The organism is Streptomyces sp. NPDC021224 (genome assembly GCF_044332905.1).
Lineage (GTDB): Bacteria > Actinomycetota > Actinomycetes > Streptomycetales > Streptomycetaceae > Actinacidiphila.
The window spans coordinates 212,353-228,313 of record NZ_JBIRPW010000002.1; the positions used below are offsets into that span (position 1 = coordinate 212,353).

The following is a 15,961-nucleotide window of genomic DNA, read 5'->3' on the forward strand; positions in this document are numbered from 1 at the left end:
TGCCACCGGGTCGGGTCCGGGCCGACTCCCGCTCTCGGGTGTGCCCCCGGCCGTACCCTAGCCGACGCCGCCGCGCCGCAGCAGCGGAACGGCGGCCGCACGGCTCAGCCCACCGGCGGTGCCTGCCCGGGCCACTTGACGGTCAGCACCCGCGGGGTGCCCTGCGCGGTGAGCCGGATGATCGGGATGGGCTTGCCCACCGGGTTCGAACCGGTCCGGCTGGTCTGGTAGTTGGCGGTGAACTGGATCGGCCCGCTGGCCCCTTCGACGGCGTACTCGCCCTGGAGGGCGCCCAGTTCGTTGAGCACCGCGTCGGGCAGCGGCTGCGTCTGCTGGGTGAGGCGAATCGCGGCGGTCGCGGTGAGCGTCGCGTCGTGGGCCATCATCGCGTTGCCGTCGCCGAGGTAGCCCTTGGGGAAGAGCTGCTGGTAGGTGCGCTGGAAGCGTGCGTAGCCGCGCGCGCCGGTGGCCTGCTCCCGCTCGTGGCCGGGGTCGTGCCCGGCGTCGGCGGCCCACTCGCCCGGGTGGGCGACCCCGGCGTAGTCGACGGTGACGTGGCCGGAGGCGAGGTCGGCCCGCAGTTGCGGGCTGTCGGGCAGGTTGGTGGTGTCGTCGCCGCTGACGATCCTGATCTTCTTGTCCAGGCAGGTGTCGGAGAAGGCGTGCACGAGCACGCCGAGGTCCTGCCCGCGCCCCGCGAAGAGCACCACCGCGGGCTGCGCGGCGCAGATGTTGGTGGTCATCTGGCTGATACGGGTGGCGACTTCGCCCTGGTGGCGGCGCCGCTCCTCCGCGGACTGCCCGTCGCGGTCGCGCTCGGTGGTGTCGTACGGCTCGACCCCGACGATGCGGTGGCCCTTGATGGCCGAGAACTTCTTGAAGCCGGTGACGAGCGTGACGTCGTAGCTGTCGTCGGCGTTGCCGTCCTCGACGAGCACGGCCCGGGTGAAGTCCTTCTGCACGTACGACAGCGCGGCCGCCATGTTGTCGACGTTGCTCGGCGAGACCCGCACGAAGCCCTTGATGTTCGAGTAGGCGTCCGAGGTGAGCGTCGCGCCGAAGGACGCGATGTCGTGCGCGGTCAGGTCGCGGATCGCGCTCTCCGTCCCGGCCAGGCTCAGGCCGAAGCCGGTGACGGCGGCGATGTGCCGGCCGCGGTCCTTCTCGATCTCCGCGACCGCGGGCTGCCAGGCGTTGGCCTGGTAGCCGTCGCTGCCGATGAGCAGCTGGACGTAGGGGCTGTTGCCCTCCACGTTGTTGCGGTTGGCGTAGAACTGCGCGGTGTAGGCGCCCTGGAGCTGCTCCACGGCGTTGGGCATCGACAGGATGCTGCCCTTGTCGGCCGATATCGGCAGCAGCAGCACCACGCTCACGTAACTCGTCGGATAGGCCTTCCGCACCCGCTCGTTCTCCTTGCGAATGGCGTCCTCGGCGGCCTTCAGCGACGGGTCGAAGACGTAGGCGCCGTCGGTGACGCCGACGCACTCGCCGCCCGAGCCGTGGTGCGTCACGGCGGTGGCGCCCTTGCGCATGCAGGGCTTGTTGAGCAGGTGGTCGACGGGCACGTACACGCCGTACGCGACGGCCGCGAGCGCGAGGACGCTCAGCACGGCGAGGAAGCGCCGTGCGGCGACCGGCAGATGCGCGAGGTAACGGCGGACGAACGCGATCGGGCGAGGCACGTCCTTCAGTCCTTCCAGGAGTTCTCGATCCGGCGGAACTTGCCGGCCTGCCGGTACAGCTCCTCGTTGTCGTCGGTGATGTCGGCCAGGTGCTCGTACTCGCCCGCGACGGTGTGGGCGAGCTGGTGGGCCGGGTCGAAGGTCCGGTCGGCGTGCAGCCAGCGGGCCACCGCGAGGCGGGTGACCGCGCGGCGCCGGTTGCGGGCCTCGGCGGGACCGGCGAGCGAGGTGACGAAGGTGCGCGGATCCAGCGGCGTGGCAAGGCGGTTGGGGGCGGACGTGACGCGCTCCAGCACGTCGAGCCAGTCGGCGGCGCTCGCGGCCCGGTCGAACTCCTCGTCCAGGTAGGCGGCGACGGCGCCGAGCGGTTCGCGGCGCGCGGGTTCGACCTGGGCCAGGGTGTGGTGGTGGCGCAGCGGCGCGTCGGCCCGCCCGGAGTAGTGGGCGGCGTAACCCGTGTGCGTACCGCGCCAGACGGCCGGGTCGCGGGCGAGCCAGCGGCGCAGCAGCAGCGCGGCCAGCGGGTGCAGCCGCAGCGCCTCGCCGTCGGCGGTCTCCTCCAGCCACATCCCGGCGGTCAGGGCGAGCTGGGCGGTGTCGGCGTCGGTGTCGGTCCAGTCCAGGTAGTGCAGCGTGGCGTTGCAGGCGCCGCGGCGCAGCCCGGGGGTCGCGGCGAGCACCGCCATGACGTTGAGGAGCGTGTTGTCGGCGGGGCGCAGGGTGCCGTCGGCGGCGACGGTGAGGTGGTCGGCCAGCGCCCGGCGCAGCAGGTAGTCCTCGACGGTGGTGTCCGGGCGCGGCGGCGCGGGCCAGGACGCGGGCAGCGGGCGGGTGTCGTCGGTGAGCCGCGCGCCGAGCAGCCGCCGCGGGTCGAAGGGCTCGGGCAGTTCGGCGGGGGCCCGGCGCGGGTCGGCGGGGGGTGTGCGGCCGAAGCGGGCGAGCAGGTGGGCGAGCCGGTCGGTGGCCTCGGGGTGGCCGCCGGCGAGGGCGTGCAGGAAGTCGGCGTCGCGGTTGTGGCGGCCCAGCACGCTGCTGGTGCACAGCGCGAGCACCTGCTCGCCGGTGAGGTCGGCGAGGGCGACGGGGTACCACCACACCGGGTGCCCGGCGGCGCCGGGGGCGTACGGGTGGCGGGTGCCGAAGGCGAGGGCGGGGTCGGTCGGGTCGAGCAGCCGGGCGGCCTCGGGGCGGACCCGGCCGCGCTGCACGGCCACCACCACGGCGGGGTCGGGGCGTTCGTCGCGGGCGGCGTCCTCGCGGCGGCACTCGGCGAGGAGTTCGAGGAAGAGGTCGGCGGTGCGGCCGCCCGCGTTGTCCAGTAGCAGCAGGCAGTTGCGGGGGCGTTGCAGCCGCGGCCAGGAGTCGTTGAAGTCGTGCCGCAGGTCCGCGAGGAAGGCCGCGCACAGGGTGCGGGCGACGACCCGCGGGGTGCCGGTCGGGTCGTCCTGCGCCTGGTGGCGCCGGTAGAGCTCCCACAGCGAGTCGTACTCGCGCCCGCCGCCGCCGCGTTCGGCGAGCCAGCGCAGTGCCCGGGTGTCCTTGTGCCGGCCGACGGCGGAGTGCAGGGCGCCCAGCAGGCCGGTCAGGACGTCCAGCAGGCCGCGGTGCTCGGGGCTGAGCAGCGGGGCGGCCCGGTTGCTCCAGTCGGTGAGCGCGGACTGCACGGCGGCGTCCTGCGCCCGGGCCCGTAAGTAGGCCTCGAAGGCGGTGCGGCCGCCGCCGGTGTCGACGAAGCTGAGCGCCTTGAGCAGCATCGCGGTGCGCGGGAAGTCGACCGGCCGGATGCCGGGGATGCGGCGGCCCAGCCCTCGGACGGCCGCCAGCGCGATGTCCTCGACGCCCTGTGCGGAGCGCAGGTCGAGCCGCACGCTCAGGCAGTCGTCGGCGAACTCCTGCCACATCGCGTCCAGCAGCACGGTGCCGCCCGAGCCGCGCGGCCCGGCGAGCAGCACGACCGGGCTCGGCTCGGCGGGCACACCGCGGCGTACGAGCGCGCCGCGGACGTAACCCACGACTCTTTCCCGCCCGTGCAGCCTCAGCCCGCCGCCTTCTGCCACCTGTCCACGACCCCCGTCGTCCTCCCCGCGGGCCCGTCCGCCGGGGCACCGCTCGGAAGGGGGATCGTAGACCGGCCCGCGGGGGCCGGTCCCGGAAACGGCGAACCTCGCGGGCGGGCCCGGCGGAAACCGGACGCGAAGGAGACGGAAAGGGGGCGGGGAGCGGGCGCAGGGGAACTCAGCGGGCGGAGTCCATCGACTGCACGAATTCCTTGGGCGTCATCTGCTTGTTGAAGACCTTCTGCAGATTGGCCAGCATCAGCACCGAGGTGTCCGGATCGAGCGCCTGGTCCCAGGACTGGGTGAAGGTCGGGGCGTCGGCGACCATGTCGTAGATGAATCCGGTGTATTCGGGGTTGAGCGCGCCCATCAGCTGGCCCTTGATACCGGCGATGGCGGGGACGTGGCCGATGGAGAGCAGGTCGGCGATGTAGGACGGCTGGTCGAGGGTCTTGGTCATGAAATCGACCGCACCCGACTTGTTCTTCGAGCTGTCCGTCACCGAGAAGTAGTTGGACGGGTTGCCGACGACGTTCTTCGGGTCGCCGACACCGCCCGCGACGGTCGGGAAGGGCGCGAATCCGAGCTTGCCCGCGTTCACGAACTTCGGGGCGGCGGCGAGCATGTCGGCGTATTCCCACGAGCCCATCAGCAGCATGCCGGCCTTGCCCTGCGAGACCAGCGCGTTGGTGCCGCCCGCGTCCTGGTTGACCTTGCCGTACTTCGTGCCGAAGGCGCCCCGGTCGACCAGGTCGCGGATCATGCCGAGGGACGTCTCGACCGCCGGGTCGTCCCACGCGCCCGCCTTGCCCGACTCGATGGCGGCGAAGGACTGCGGGCCGCCGACGCGGTCCAGCAGGTATTCCAGCCACATCAGTTCGGTCCAGGCCTGCGAACCGGCCAGCGCGATCGGGGTGACGCCCTGCGCCTTGATCTTGTCGACGTCCTTGAGGAGGTCCTTCCAGGTGGCCGGCGGCGCGTCGATGCCGGCGTCCTTGAAGACGTCCTTGTTGTAGAAGAGCGCGACGGGCTGCACACCCTCCATCGGCACGGCGTAGACCTTGCCGTCGACCGTTCCGCCGGCCAGCACGCTGGGCAGGAACTCGTTCTTGAAGTCGGTGCTCAGCATGCCCGTCAGGTCGGCGACATGGCCCTGCTTGACGTACTGGCTCAGGTTGCCGCCGCCCCAGTTGAGGAAGATGTCGGGGGAGCCGGACGAGCCGAGCGAGGCCTTGAGCTTTTCCTTGTACGGGTCGTTCTCGAAGGTCTTGAGGCTGACCTTCGCCTTCTGCGAGGTGTTGTAGGACGTGATCGACTGCCTCTGGAGCGGGTTGAGCGCGTCGTTCGACAGCGTCCACACGGTCACCGGGCTGTCGGTCCCCGAGGCACCGTTGCCGATACCGCCGCACGCGGACGCGGTCAGGGCGAGCACGGTCACGGTGGCCACCGCGGCCGTCGCCCGCAGGGACACGAGGCGCTTCATGGTGCGTACACACTCCTTCGGGACCCGGACTTTTCCGACCCGATCGGGGAAACTAGCGAAAGTTTACGTGCCGAGGAACGTACGATTTCGGTGACGTGCAGTCAATGGCCGTGGGGGTAAAACCGCCGCCGCATTGCCCCGCGGTATCCCGTTCCGCGACCACGTCGCGAGACCGGTCGGGCACGCGGCGGCGTCAGTTGGGTCGAGATGCGCATGAGGCGTACGGGGCGCCCGCGGTGTGCCGCCGTGAACGGCCGCACTACGGAAACGTCTCGAAACTTTCGGCTCCTGCGCGCCATCGTACGGGCCCTCTCCGGGGCTTCGGCGGGCGGGGCGGCGCAACCCTTCGTCCAACTCCTCGAAAAGGCCGCGACCTGCTGTTCTTCCGCTTCCCGGGTCGGATACGATGCCGCTCCGCCGGGGGACGGATGTTCGGATCGGCCGACGCTTCTGCGGTGATTTCCCCCGGTGTCCGCCCATGACCGCCGTTTACCGCCGATTCCCTCCCCTTGTCACCGGTTCCGCCCGTGCGCGGCAGCGCGCCGCCACCAGGCCCACCCGAAGGTCCCGATGCTCCCCTTCACCCCGCTCGTCACCGTCGTCGTCCTCTCCGTGCTCCTGCGCAACCGCCACAAGATCCCCGTCTCCCGCGACCCCGCCCGGAAGTTCGGCCTCACGCCCGCCCGGCGGACCGACCCCGAACGGGCCGCCCCCGACCCGGCGGGCGACGCCGCCCTCAAGGCCGTCCGCGCCGGTGACTGGCAGCACGCCGCGGACTTCCTCGCGCACGCAGACGGCAGCGGCGCCCCCGGCACCGACACCTCCTGGGACGAGCGCGGCCGCCGCGCGGGCGTGCTCGGCGAGGAGGCCGCGCGGGGCGGTGCCTGGCTCACCGCGTGGCTCACCGCCCGCCCCGACGACGCGGGCGCGGCCCTGGTACGCGGCAGCTCCCTCATCCACAAGGCATGGGCGGCGCGCGGCGACGGCTTCGCGAAGAACACCTCCCGCGAGCAGTTCGAGAACTTCGCCGTCCAGCTCGACCGCGCCCTCCCCGCCCTCCAGGAGGCCGCCCGCCGCGCGCCCGGCGACCCGTCCCCGCTCGTCGCGCAGATCCCGCTCGCCTAGGGCCTGTCGTGTGGATCTCCGTGGAGGAAGGAGCGGGGTCCGGCGCGTGCAGCTGCAAGGCGGAGGAGGGAGGCAACGCGGAGCGTTGTCGACCGACGACAACGCGGCAGATGTGCGTGCCGGGGCACGCGACGCCGCGGAGATCCACACGACAGGCCCTACGGCCAGGGCTGGTCGCACGAGCGCTTCCGCGCGCTGTGGGCGGAGATCACCGCGCGCGACCCGCACACCTTCCTCGGGCACGCCGGCGCGCTCCAGTACTGGTGCGCGAAGTGGCGCGGCTCCGACCAGCTCGCCCGCGAGTTCGCCGAGCAGGCGATCGCCGGCGCGCCCGCCGGAAGCCTGCTCCCGGTGCTGCGCCTGCACGAGCTGTACGAGCGCCGCACGGACGACGCCGAGCCCGACCGCCGCTGGGGCACGACGCGCGGGCGGGCCGCGATCGACGCGACGATGGACGCGGTCGAGGCGGCCCCGGCCGGGCACCTGCTGCTGCCCCGCGTCCACCTCACTCTCGCGTACGCGCTCGCCCACGCGGGCCGCCACACCGAGGCCGTCGTCCACTTCCGCGCGGCCGACGGCTACGCCGGGGCCCTGCCCTGGACCTACTTCCGCGTCCCGCGCATCTACTACGGCCACACCCGCGCGCGCTCCCTGCGCGCCTGGGCCGCCGCGGGCCGCCCGGCCCCGCCCCGGCGCGCGGCCGCGCCCGTCACGAAGGGGCCCCGCGCGACGGCAGGGTGACGGTGAAGGCCGTCGCGCCCGGACGCGACGCCAGCGTCAGCGTGCCGCCGTGCGCGGCGGTCACGGCCGCGACGATCGCGAGGCCGAGCCCGGCGCCGCCGGAGGGCGTGCCCTCCGCCCGCGCCCCGCGGGTGAAGCGCTCGAAGACGGTGTCGCGGACGGCCTCCGGCACACCGGGCCCGTCGTCCGAGACGACCAGCCGCGCGCCGCCCGACGCGGTCCGGCGCAGGCGCACGGTGACGTGCGTGCCCGGCGGGGTGTGGACGCGGGCGTTGGCCAGCAGGTTGGCGAGCACCTGGTGCAGCCGCGCCCCGTCGCCCGTCACCGTGACCGGCGACTCGGGCAGGTCCAGCAGCCAGCGGTGGCCGGGACCCGCGGCCCGCGCGTCCTCGACGGCGGCCAGGACCAGCAGGGTGAGGTCCACCGGCTCGCTGGCCTGCGGCACCCCCTCGTCGAGCCGGGCGAGCAGCAGCAGGTCGTCCACCATGCCGCCCATCCGCGCGGACTCCGCCCCGATGCGCTCCAGCGCCCGGCGCACCCCGGGCGGTACGGGCTCGGTCCGGCGGAGCGCCAGTTCGGCGTGCCCCCGGATCGACGCGACGGGGGTGCGCAGCTCGTGGCTGGCGTCGGCGGCGAAGCGGCGCAGCCGCTCCTCGCTGCTGTGCCGCCGGGCGAGCGCGTCCTCGACGTGCCCGAGCATGAGGTTGAGCGCGGCCCCGACCTGCCCGACCTCGGTGCGCGGGTCGGTGTAGGCCTGCGGTACCCGGTCCGGCAGCTCCACCGCACCGCTGGCCAGCGGGGTCGCGGTGACGGCGGCGGCGGTCGCGGCCACCCGGCGCAGCGGCCGCAGCGACCAGCGCACCCAGAACGCGCCCGCGGTCCCCGCCCCGGCGAGCGCGACCCCGAAGACGACCGCCTCGACGATCACCAGCCGCCGCGCGGCGGCCTCCACCCGTTCCAGCGGCAGCCCGGTGACGAGCACGTCGCCGTCGTCGCCCGTCACGGCCACGACCCGGTAGTCGCCGAGCGCGGAGAGGTCCAGGCCGTGCGGGCGCCCGTCGGGGTGCAGCCCGGCGAGGGCGGCGCGGTCGCCCGCCGACAGCGTCACGGAGGTGTCCGTCCCGGAGCGGACGACGGCGGCGTCGGTGACCTTGCCGCCGAGCAGCCGGGCGCCGAAGGTGCCGGGGGCCTGGCGGCGGGTGTCGGCGTGGGCGTTGTCGCCGTCCGGTTCGCCGCGCCCGGGGTGCTCCAGACTCGCGGGGAAGCGCCCGCCCGCGGCGGCGAGCTGCTGGTCGAGCTGCCCGGTGAGGTAGGAGCGCAGCGTGAGCACGGCGGCGATCCCGACAGCGGCGCAGCTGAGCGCGAGCAGCACGACCAGCCCGCAGATCAGCCGCCCGCGCAGCGTCCGCGGTGCCCACCGCGGGGAGCGTCCGCTCACACCGCGGCCCGGATGACGTAGCCCGCGCCGCGGACGGTGTGGATCATCGGCGGGCGGCCGGTGTCGATCTTGCGCCGCAGGTAGGAGATGTACAGCTCCACCACATGCGCCTGGCCGCCGAAGTCGTACGACCACACGTGGTCGAGGATCTGGCCCTTGCTGAGCACCCTGCGCGGGTTGCGCATCAGGTAGCGCAGCAGCTCGAACTCCGTCGGCGACAGCTCCACCGGCTCGCCGCCCCGGCTGACCTCGCGCGCGTCCTCGTCCATCAGCAGGTCGCCGACCACCAGGAGCGCCGCGTCGCCGCGCGCCCGGGTCATCCCCGCGCGGCGCAGCAGGCCGCGCAGCCGGGCGAGCACCTCCTCCAGCGAGAAGGGCTTGGTCACGTAGTCGTCGCCGCCCGCGGTGATCCCGGCGATACGGTCCTCGACGGTGTCGCGCGCGGTGAGGAAGAGCACGCACACGTCCGGCTGCGCCGCCCGCAGCCTGCGCAGCACCGCGAGACCGTCCCCGTCCGGCAGCACCACGTCCAGCACGACGGCGTCCGGCCGGAAGGCCGCGGCCTCGGCGACCGCGCCGGCCGCGTCGCCCGCCGTCCGCACCTGCCAGCCCTCGTAGGCCAGCGCCCCGGACAGCACCTCGGCGAGGTCGGGCTCGTCGTCGACGACCAGCACCCGCACGGGGGTGCCGTCGGGATGCGCCAGGGGCGGCGGGGCGGAAGCGGAGGGCGTGGATCTCATCGTCCCCCCAGCATCGCGCGCCGGTCCGTCCGCGGCGCGCCCGGCCGCCTCTGCGTTTGCTGTGGATCGGGGGGCGGCCGCCCGCGCGCCGTGCGCCGTGGACCGGCGGGAGCGGGCCCGTACCGGGGCGGGGCCGGTCGTACTCAGAGGTCATTCAGAGGTTCGGGCCCGACAGTGGCAGGCGTACACGTACGAGAGGAACCCCGATGACCAGCGCCTCCCGCGCCGCGCCGCCCCGTCACCAGGCCGCCGCGCCCCCCGCCACCCCCGTGGACGGCGTCTCCGCCGCCGCGGTCGTGCTCGCGCTCGGCTGGGCGGGGGCCGCGGCGGTGCTCGCCCTGTGGTGGCAGGACACCGGCTCGGTCGTCGGCGCCGACGGCTGGCTGCTCGGCGCCGGGCGCATCGCGGGCCTGCTGTGCGGGTACGGCTGCGCGCTGCTCGTCCTGCTCATGGCGCGCGTGCCCGCCCTGGAGAACGCCGTCGGCAGCGACCGCGTCGCCCGCTGGCACGCCATGGCCGGCCGCTACGTCGTGTGCCTGCTGCTGGTGCACGTCACCTGCGTGCTCGCGGGCTACAGCGCGCAGGCGCACACGGACATCGCGTACGAGACGTGGACCGTCGTCACGACCTACCCCGACATGCTCAAGGGCGCGGCCGGCGGCCTCCTGCTGCTGGCCGTGGGCGCGCTGTCGGTACGGGCCGCGCGCCGCCGGATGCGCTACGAGACGTGGTACCACCTGCACCTGCTCACCTACCTCGCCCTCTACCTCGCCTTCTGGCACCAGCTCGCGCTCGGCGCGGACCTCCCCGGCGGCTCCGGCGCCCGCACCGGCTGGTACGTCCTCTACGGCGCCGCCGCCGCAGCCGTCCTCTGGTACCGCCTGCTCGTCCCGCTGCGGCTCAACCTGCGCCACCGGCTGCGGGTGTCCTCCGTCGTGCGCGAGGCGCCCGGCGTGGTGTCCGTCTTCGTCCAGGGGCGGCGCCTCGGCGAACTGCGCGCCCGCCCCGGCCAGTTCCTGCGGTGGCGCTTCCTCGCGCCCGGCCTGCGCTGGACCTCCGGCCCGTACTCGCTGTCCGCGCCGCCGCGCGGCGACGCCCTGCGCATCACCGTCAAGGCGGTCGGCGGCCACAGCGCCGCCCTCGCCCGGCTCCGCCCCGGCACCCGCGTGTGGGCCGAGGGCCCCTACGGCGCCCTCACCGCCGACCGCCGCCGGAGGCAGAAGGTGCTGCTGCTCGCCGGGGGCGTGGGTGTCACACCGCTGCGGGCGCTCTTCGAGGCGCTGCCCGGCCGCCCCGGCGACCTCTCCCTCATCTACCGCGCCCGCACCCCGGCCGACCTGGCGCTGCGCTCCGAACTGGAGGCGATCGCCCACGCCCGCGGCGCCCGACTCTTCCTCGCCGTCAACGCCCCGGACGGCCGCCGCCCCGACCTCACCGCGGCAGGGCTGCGGGCCGCGCTGCCCGACATCGCGGTGCACGACGTGTACCTGTGCGGGCCGCCCGCCCTGACCCGGGCGGCGTACACGCAACTGCGGGCCGCGGGCGTGCCCGCGCGCCGTATCCACCACGAGTCCTTCGCGCTGTGACCGCCGACGACCGCGGCCCCGGCCCCACCATTGACCCCGCCGTCGACCGGAGAAAGGCCCGCTCATGAGTGGCATGCCCCTGCTGGCGCCCGGCGCGCGGATCGCGCTGGCCACCGCCGCCACGGCGTCCGGCGTGCTCGCGCTGCTGGCGCTCAAACCGCACACCAACGCCCCCGCGGTGACGGCGGCCCCGGCCCCCCAGGGTGCGCCGCGGACCCCGGCGGCGGGCACCGGCCCGCAGCCCACGGCCACCGGCGGGGCGAAGGGGACGCAGAAGATCGACGGGGACACCGTCCAGACGCGCTACGGTCCCGTCCAGGTGCGGATCACCCTCACCGGCGGCCGGCTCACCGGCGTGGACGTCCTCCGGGCCCCGCAGGGCAACGGCCGCGACCAGGAGATCACCTCCTTCTCCGTCCCCCAGCTCACCCAGGAGGCGCTGGCGGCGCAGAGCGCGGGGATCGACGCGGTGTCGGGGGCCACCTACACGAGCGACGGCTACGTGCGGTCCCTGCAGAGCGCGCTGGACAAGGCCCATGGCGGCTGAACCCGCGCGCACGGTGAGCGTCGTCCGCACCATGGGGACGGTCTTCTCGCTCGACGTCCGCGGTGCCGGTGACCCGCGGACCCGGGCCGCGCTGGACGCCGCCGGGGCGTGGCTGGAGCACGTGGACGAGGTCTTCTCGACCTACCGCCCGCAGAGCCAGATCAGCCGCCTCGCGGCGGGCACCCTCGCGCTGTCGGCGTGCTCGCCCGAGGTGTGGGAGGTGATGCGGCTGTGCGACGCGGCGGAGCGCCGCACCCGCGGCTACTTCAGCGCGCGGTACGCCGGCGGCCCCGGCTTCGACCCGACCGGCCTCGTCAAGGGCTGGGCGGTGGAGCGGGCGGCGGCGATGATCGCCGCGTCCGGCGCGGAGGCGGTGTGCGTCAACGGCGGCGGCGACATCCAGACGCACGGCGGCCCCTGGCGCATCGGCCTGGCCCACCCGCTGCTGCCCGACGCCCTCGCCGGGGTCGTCCTCGCCCCGCCGGGCGGGTCGCTGGCCGTCGCCACCTCGGGTCCCGCCGAACGCGGCGCGCACATCCTCGACCCCCACACCGGCCGCCCCCCGTGCGGCGCGGCCGCCTCGCTGACCGTCGTCACCGCCTCCCTGTCCGACGCGGACGTGTGCGCGACGGCGGGCTACGCGATGGGCCCGGCCGCGCGCGGCTGGCTGGAGTCGCTTCCCGGCACGCAGGCGCACGGCGTGACGGCGTCCGGTGAGGTGTGGGCCACCCCCGGCTTCCCGTCGCCCGCGTAGCCGGGCGGGCGGAGGGGCACGGCGGGCCGTACGGAAGTTACGCGTCCGGCGTTTCGCAAGGCGCTCCCCGAGCCGCCCGGAAAGAGCTACCTTCGGGGGAAAGGGCCGTCGCACACAGGGGTGTTCATGCTGGAGCAAGCACTTGCCGCGCTCGCGGCATCGGGGGGAGCCGCGGTCGTGACCGCGGCGGGCACGGACGCCTGGACGCAGCTGCGGACCCGGATGGCCGGCTGGTTCGGCCGGGGGAGCGAACGCCGGGAGAGGGCGACGCTCGAACGTCTCGACACCACCGCAGCCGAGCTGGAGGCCGCGCCCGGCACGGAGTTGGCGGCCGTACGGGAACGCGCGGGCGTGGTGTGGACGAACCGCATCCGGGATCTGCTCGAAGACCTCGACACCGACGAACAGACCACAGCCGCAACGGAGTTGCGCACGCTGCTCGCCGAACTCCCCGCCCGCACCGAGGTGCACGCGTCGGACGGCGGGCTCGCGGTGGGCGGCGACCTGCACGTCCGCGCCACGGCCCCCAACTCCGTTGCCGCCGGCGTCATCCGCGGCGACGTCCACGTGGGCGCCACCCGCCCTCCGACGCCGGACGCATCCCAGGGCTGAGCGCTCCGGCACCCACGAGCCCGACCTCTCCGGCGGACGCCGCCGAGGCCCTGCCTCGCGAGGCGCCCGCCGCGCACGAGCCCGCGGCGCAGGCCGTGCGCGAGGCTGCCGCCGCGGCGGAACCCGCGCATCAGCGGCGCGGGAGGGCCGCGGCGGCCATGCGCGACCTGGCCCTCGCGACCGCCCTCGGCCCGATGGCCGTCGCCGGGGTGCTCGCCACCCGTCGCGTCCTGTCGGCGGAGGAGTCCGCGCGGTCCGGCGACGACGGCACGGGCGTCCTGCCCGTGCACGCCGTCGCCGACGAGGCGGTGCCCGAGCCGTCCGGCCACCGCCGTGTCGGCGAGACCGAACCCCCCTCCCCGGGCGGCGGTGTGCGCGCCGGGCGGGACATCCACGTCGAGAACCAGGGCAGCGGCGCCGCGGTGGGCCAGGCGCACATCGTCAACAACTACCAGGTCACGCAGACCGCGGTCCGCCTGCCGTACCGCATCGGCCGGGTGCCCGCCCTCGCCTCGCCCTTCCAGGAGCGGGACGTCCCCGAGCCGGTGGGCGGCCGGCCCCTCGTCCTCGCGGGCATGTTCGGCACGGGCAAGTCCCAACTGGCCGCGTGTTATGCGGAATCCGCGTGGGACAGCGGCGACCTGCACCTGCTGCTGTGGGTCGACGCGTCCTCGCGCGAGGCGGTCCTGTCCGCGTACGCCCGCGCGGGCCAGGACGTCCTCGGCCGTACGTACGCCGACGCGGCGGACGGCGCGCAGGCCTTCCTCAACTGGCTGCGCCCGGCGGGCGGCACGCAGCCGCACCCGTGGCTCGTCGTCCTGGACGGCGTGACCGACCCCGCTCACCTGACGGGCCTGTGGCCGCCCGCGAGTCCGGTCGGGCGCGTGCTCGTGACCAGCAACCGGGCCGACTTCGAGGGCCCGGGCAGCCCGCAGGTCGTCCGCGTCCGGCCGTTCACCTTCGAGGAGGCCCACGCCTACCTGGAACTCGCACTGGAGCTGAACCCGGCCGCCCGCCGGGCGGTCGGGAACGACGTGCGGGCCTTCGTCGCCCGTGCGGCGGGCGAGATCGAGTCCGGCGGGCTCGCCCTGGACACGTACCTCGACGCGTACCTCGCGTCCCGCGGCGCCGCCCCCGGCAGGGACGAGGCCCGGCCGACGCCCCTCCAGCGCTCCATCGACGCCGCCGCGGCCATGGCACCGGACGGTGTGGTGCGCGCGGTGTTCGCCACGATCACGCAGCTGGACGGGGAGCGTGTCCCGGAGGACATCCTCGTCACGGAGGCAGCCCTGCGGCACATCGCCCTGCTCGGCGACCGCCTGCGGGCCGCCGGGGCGCAGTGGCTGGGCGCGGACGCTCCCGCCCCCGCCGCCCAGGAGCGCTCCGTCCCGCGCGAGGCGGCGCGGATCGTGCCGGTCGAGGCGGCCCCCGCCCTTGCCGCCCTCGTGGAGCGCTACATCTCCCGCGAGGCGGCGGCGTGGATCGTCCCGGTCGACGCGGACGCCGTACGTGTTGCGTTGCGCGCCCTGCATGCCACGAGCCTGGTCGACCGGGAGGAGACCGGCGGCTTCCGATCCGTGAGCACTGTCCCGTACGCGCGGCGGGCGAGCCTGGCCGGTGTGCCGTCGCTGTACGACGAGGAGCCGGTGCGTCAGGGCCTGCTGGACGCCGTGGCTGCGGCCTGGCCGGACGTCGAACGCAGCCTGCTGCACGCCGGGTCGCTGTGGGACACGGCCGAGGCCCTGGGAGCCTGCGACGCCGAGATCGACGGCAGGTCCGTCGCCGATCTGAGCCGCGGTGACGGCCTGCACCCCGTCGCCTTCCGCTACGGACGCAGCCTCGGCGCCTGGGGCCGGTACGGGAGGGCCGAGGAGTACTTCCGCGACCTGGTCCGGCTCGACTCCGAGAGACTGGGGACCGAGCACCCCGACATGCTCAAGGGGCTCGCACGGGCGGCCCGTTGGCGCGGCGCCCGCGGCGACGAGTTCGGCGCGGCGTCCGAGCTGGCCGACGTCACGGCCCGGCAGCGCGCGGTGCTGGGCGACGAGGATCCCGAACTGCTCACGACCCGGTGCGATCTCGCGGCGGCCCGGCTGTCCGCGATCGGCTGGGACGCGCCCGCTCCGCGCGCGGAACTCGCCGCGGTGCTGGCGGACCGGATCCGGCTGCTGGGCCCCGACCACATCGACACCCTGCACACGGCGAGCGAGATCGTCGCGGCGATGCTCGGCCGGGAGACCACCGAGCCGCTGGTGCCCGATGTCGACGCGGCCGCCGGGCTGCTGCTCGACGGCGACGACAGACGGCGGTTCAGCGAAACGACCCTGGCGAGCGCCTTGCACGCCCGACTGCTGCGGACCGTGGGGGCCGACCATCCGTTCGCCATCGTGGCCATGCGGCTGCACGCGAGCGCGTGCGCCCGCGGCGGTGACCACGCCCAGGCACAGGCGCTGGTGGCACGCGCTTTCACCGACGCGCGGCGGGCGCTGGGACCGGATCACCCCGCGACGCTCGAATGCCGGATCGCGGTGGCCGTCGCCGGTGCCACGGGCTCCGGGCGGCGGGTCTTCGAACGCACCCTCCGCGACATGCACGACCGGTGGGAGGAACGGGAGCGCGGCCACCCCTGGACGGTGATCATCCGCGGCCGCCTGCTCAGGTTCGCCTCCCCGGACCCGGAGCCAGCCGCGTTCGCGGAGACGTCCGCGGAACTGCTCGCCGACACCGAGCGGGTCTTCGGCGCGTGCCACCGCCGCACACGGCAGCTCCTCGCGGACGTGGCCGAGACGCACGAGCGCGCCGGCCGCCCCGTCGCCGCCCTCGTGGCTCTCGCCGACCTGGCCGCCCGGTGTGCCCGGGTGCCGGGGCCCGAGCATCCGGGCACCCTGCGGGTCCGGCTCCGGCTGGCGTCCGCGCGCGGCAGTCAGGCCGACACCCTCGGCGCGCTCACCGCCCTCGTGGAGCTGCACGTCGACTGCGTGCGGGTGCTCGGCCCCGAGCACCCGGTGACCCTCGACACCCGCCACCAGCTCGCCCTCAACCGCTATGTGGCGGGCGACACCCCCGGCGCGCTGAGCGACCTGGCCCGGCTGCTGGCCGTCCGGGAACGCCTCGACGGGTCCGGCGCCGCCTCGACGCGCGAGGTCCGCGACGACCTGGAGCGCATGCGGGCGGACGAGGAGGAGTGACCGCCGGA

Annotated in this window: 12 protein-coding genes; 7 read left to right on the forward strand and 5 right to left on the reverse strand. The window is 75.1% G+C overall.

What is annotated here, in order from left to right:
- Positions 1-104: 104 nt before the first annotated feature.
- The 3 genes from ACH4PY_RS06005 to ACH4PY_RS06015 all read right to left on the reverse strand — a co-directional run bounded on the left by ACH4PY_RS06005 (position 105) and on the right by ACH4PY_RS06015 (position 5,222).
- On the reverse strand, positions 105-1,682 hold the full coding sequence (locus tag ACH4PY_RS06005) for an ABC transporter substrate-binding protein (RefSeq protein ID WP_398176412.1): 1,578 nt from the start codon (positions 1,680-1,682) through the stop codon (positions 105-107).
- Positions 1,683-1,687: 5 nt separating this feature from the next.
- The gene (locus ACH4PY_RS06010) at positions 1,688-3,694 is read right to left on the reverse strand and encodes an ATP-binding protein (protein ID WP_398176414.1); all 2,007 of its coding nucleotides are present in this window, start codon (positions 3,692-3,694) and stop codon (positions 1,688-1,690) included.
- Between the two features lie 223 nt (positions 3,695-3,917).
- The gene (locus ACH4PY_RS06015) at positions 3,918-5,222 is read right to left on the reverse strand and encodes an extracellular solute-binding protein (protein WP_398176416.1); all 1,305 of its coding nucleotides are present in this window, start codon (positions 5,220-5,222) and stop codon (positions 3,918-3,920) included.
- 570 nt (positions 5,223-5,792) lie between these two features.
- Here ACH4PY_RS06015 and ACH4PY_RS06020 point away from each other — a divergent pair.
- Both ACH4PY_RS06020 and ACH4PY_RS06025 read left to right on the forward strand, forming a co-directional pair.
- On the forward strand, positions 5,793-6,347 hold the full coding sequence (locus ACH4PY_RS06020; protein ID WP_398176418.1) for a hypothetical protein: 555 nt from the start codon (positions 5,793-5,795) through the stop codon (positions 6,345-6,347).
- A gap of 351 nt (positions 6,348-6,698) precedes the next feature.
- On the forward strand, positions 6,699-7,088 hold the full coding sequence (locus ACH4PY_RS06025) for a hypothetical protein (RefSeq protein ID WP_398176420.1): 390 nt from the start codon (positions 6,699-6,701) through the stop codon (positions 7,086-7,088).
- On the opposite strand, the gene ACH4PY_RS06030 is transcribed toward ACH4PY_RS06025, so the two are convergent.
- Positions 7,057-8,526 carry a sensor histidine kinase gene (locus ACH4PY_RS06030; RefSeq protein WP_398176422.1) on the reverse strand — a complete coding sequence of 490 codons (1,470 nt, stop codon included), beginning with the start codon at positions 8,524-8,526 and terminating at the stop codon, positions 7,057-7,059. The genes ACH4PY_RS06025 and ACH4PY_RS06030 overlap by 32 nt on opposite strands.
- Entirely contained in the window at positions 8,523-9,266 is a 744-nt protein-coding gene (locus ACH4PY_RS06035; protein ID WP_398176424.1) for a response regulator transcription factor, read from the reverse strand. The genes ACH4PY_RS06030 and ACH4PY_RS06035 overlap by 4 nt, the downstream gene beginning before the upstream one ends.
- Positions 9,267-9,472: 206 nt before the next feature.
- Here ACH4PY_RS06035 and ACH4PY_RS06040 point away from each other — a divergent pair, with 206 nt between their 5' ends.
- The 5 genes from ACH4PY_RS06040 to ACH4PY_RS06060 all read left to right on the forward strand — a co-directional run bounded on the left by ACH4PY_RS06040 (position 9,473) and on the right by ACH4PY_RS06060 (position 15,953).
- Positions 9,473-10,852, forward strand: a complete 1,380-nt coding sequence (locus ACH4PY_RS06040; protein ID WP_398176426.1) for a ferric reductase-like transmembrane domain-containing protein — start codon at positions 9,473-9,475, stop codon at positions 10,850-10,852.
- Positions 10,853-10,916: 64 nt separating this feature from the next.
- A complete protein-coding gene (locus ACH4PY_RS06045) occupies positions 10,917-11,399 on the forward strand; it encodes an FMN-binding protein (protein ID WP_398176428.1) in 483 nt (160 codons plus the stop codon).
- The gene (locus ACH4PY_RS06050; RefSeq protein WP_398176430.1) at positions 11,389-12,153 is read left to right on the forward strand and encodes an FAD:protein FMN transferase; all 765 of its coding nucleotides are present in this window, start codon (positions 11,389-11,391) and stop codon (positions 12,151-12,153) included. The genes ACH4PY_RS06045 and ACH4PY_RS06050 overlap by 11 nt, the downstream gene beginning before the upstream one ends.
- 126 nt (positions 12,154-12,279) lie before the next feature.
- Positions 12,280-12,765: a hypothetical protein gene (locus ACH4PY_RS06055; RefSeq protein WP_398176432.1), complete on the forward strand. Its 486-nt coding sequence runs from the start codon at positions 12,280-12,282 to the stop codon at positions 12,763-12,765.
- 158 nt (positions 12,766-12,923) lie between these two features.
- Entirely contained in the window at positions 12,924-15,953 is a 3,030-nt protein-coding gene (locus tag ACH4PY_RS06060; RefSeq protein WP_398176434.1) for a tetratricopeptide repeat protein, read from the forward strand.
- The last annotated feature ends 8 nt before the right edge of the window (positions 15,954-15,961 follow it).

Coding starts and splice junctions, on each gene's coding strand:
- ACH4PY_RS06055 (WP_398176432.1), top strand. CDS start 12,280: ATGCTGGAGCAAGCACTTGCCGCGCTCGCGGCATCGGGGGGAGCCGCG.
- ACH4PY_RS06050 (WP_398176430.1), top strand. CDS start 11,389: ATGGCGGCTGAACCCGCGCGCACGGTGAGCGTCGTCCGCACCATGGGG.
- ACH4PY_RS06020 (WP_398176418.1), top strand. CDS start 5,793: ATGCTCCCCTTCACCCCGCTCGTCACCGTCGTCGTCCTCTCCGTGCTC.
- ACH4PY_RS06045 (WP_398176428.1), top strand. CDS start 10,917: ATGAGTGGCATGCCCCTGCTGGCGCCCGGCGCGCGGATCGCGCTGGCC.
- ACH4PY_RS06035 (WP_398176424.1), bottom strand. CDS start 9,266: ATGAGATCCACGCCCTCCGCTTCCGCCCCGCCGCCCCTGGCGCATCCC.
- ACH4PY_RS06040 (WP_398176426.1), top strand. CDS start 9,473: ATGACCAGCGCCTCCCGCGCCGCGCCGCCCCGTCACCAGGCCGCCGCG.
- ACH4PY_RS06060 (WP_398176434.1), top strand. CDS start 12,924: ATGCGCGACCTGGCCCTCGCGACCGCCCTCGGCCCGATGGCCGTCGCC.
- ACH4PY_RS06015 (WP_398176416.1), bottom strand. CDS start 5,222: ATGAAGCGCCTCGTGTCCCTGCGGGCGACGGCCGCGGTGGCCACCGTG.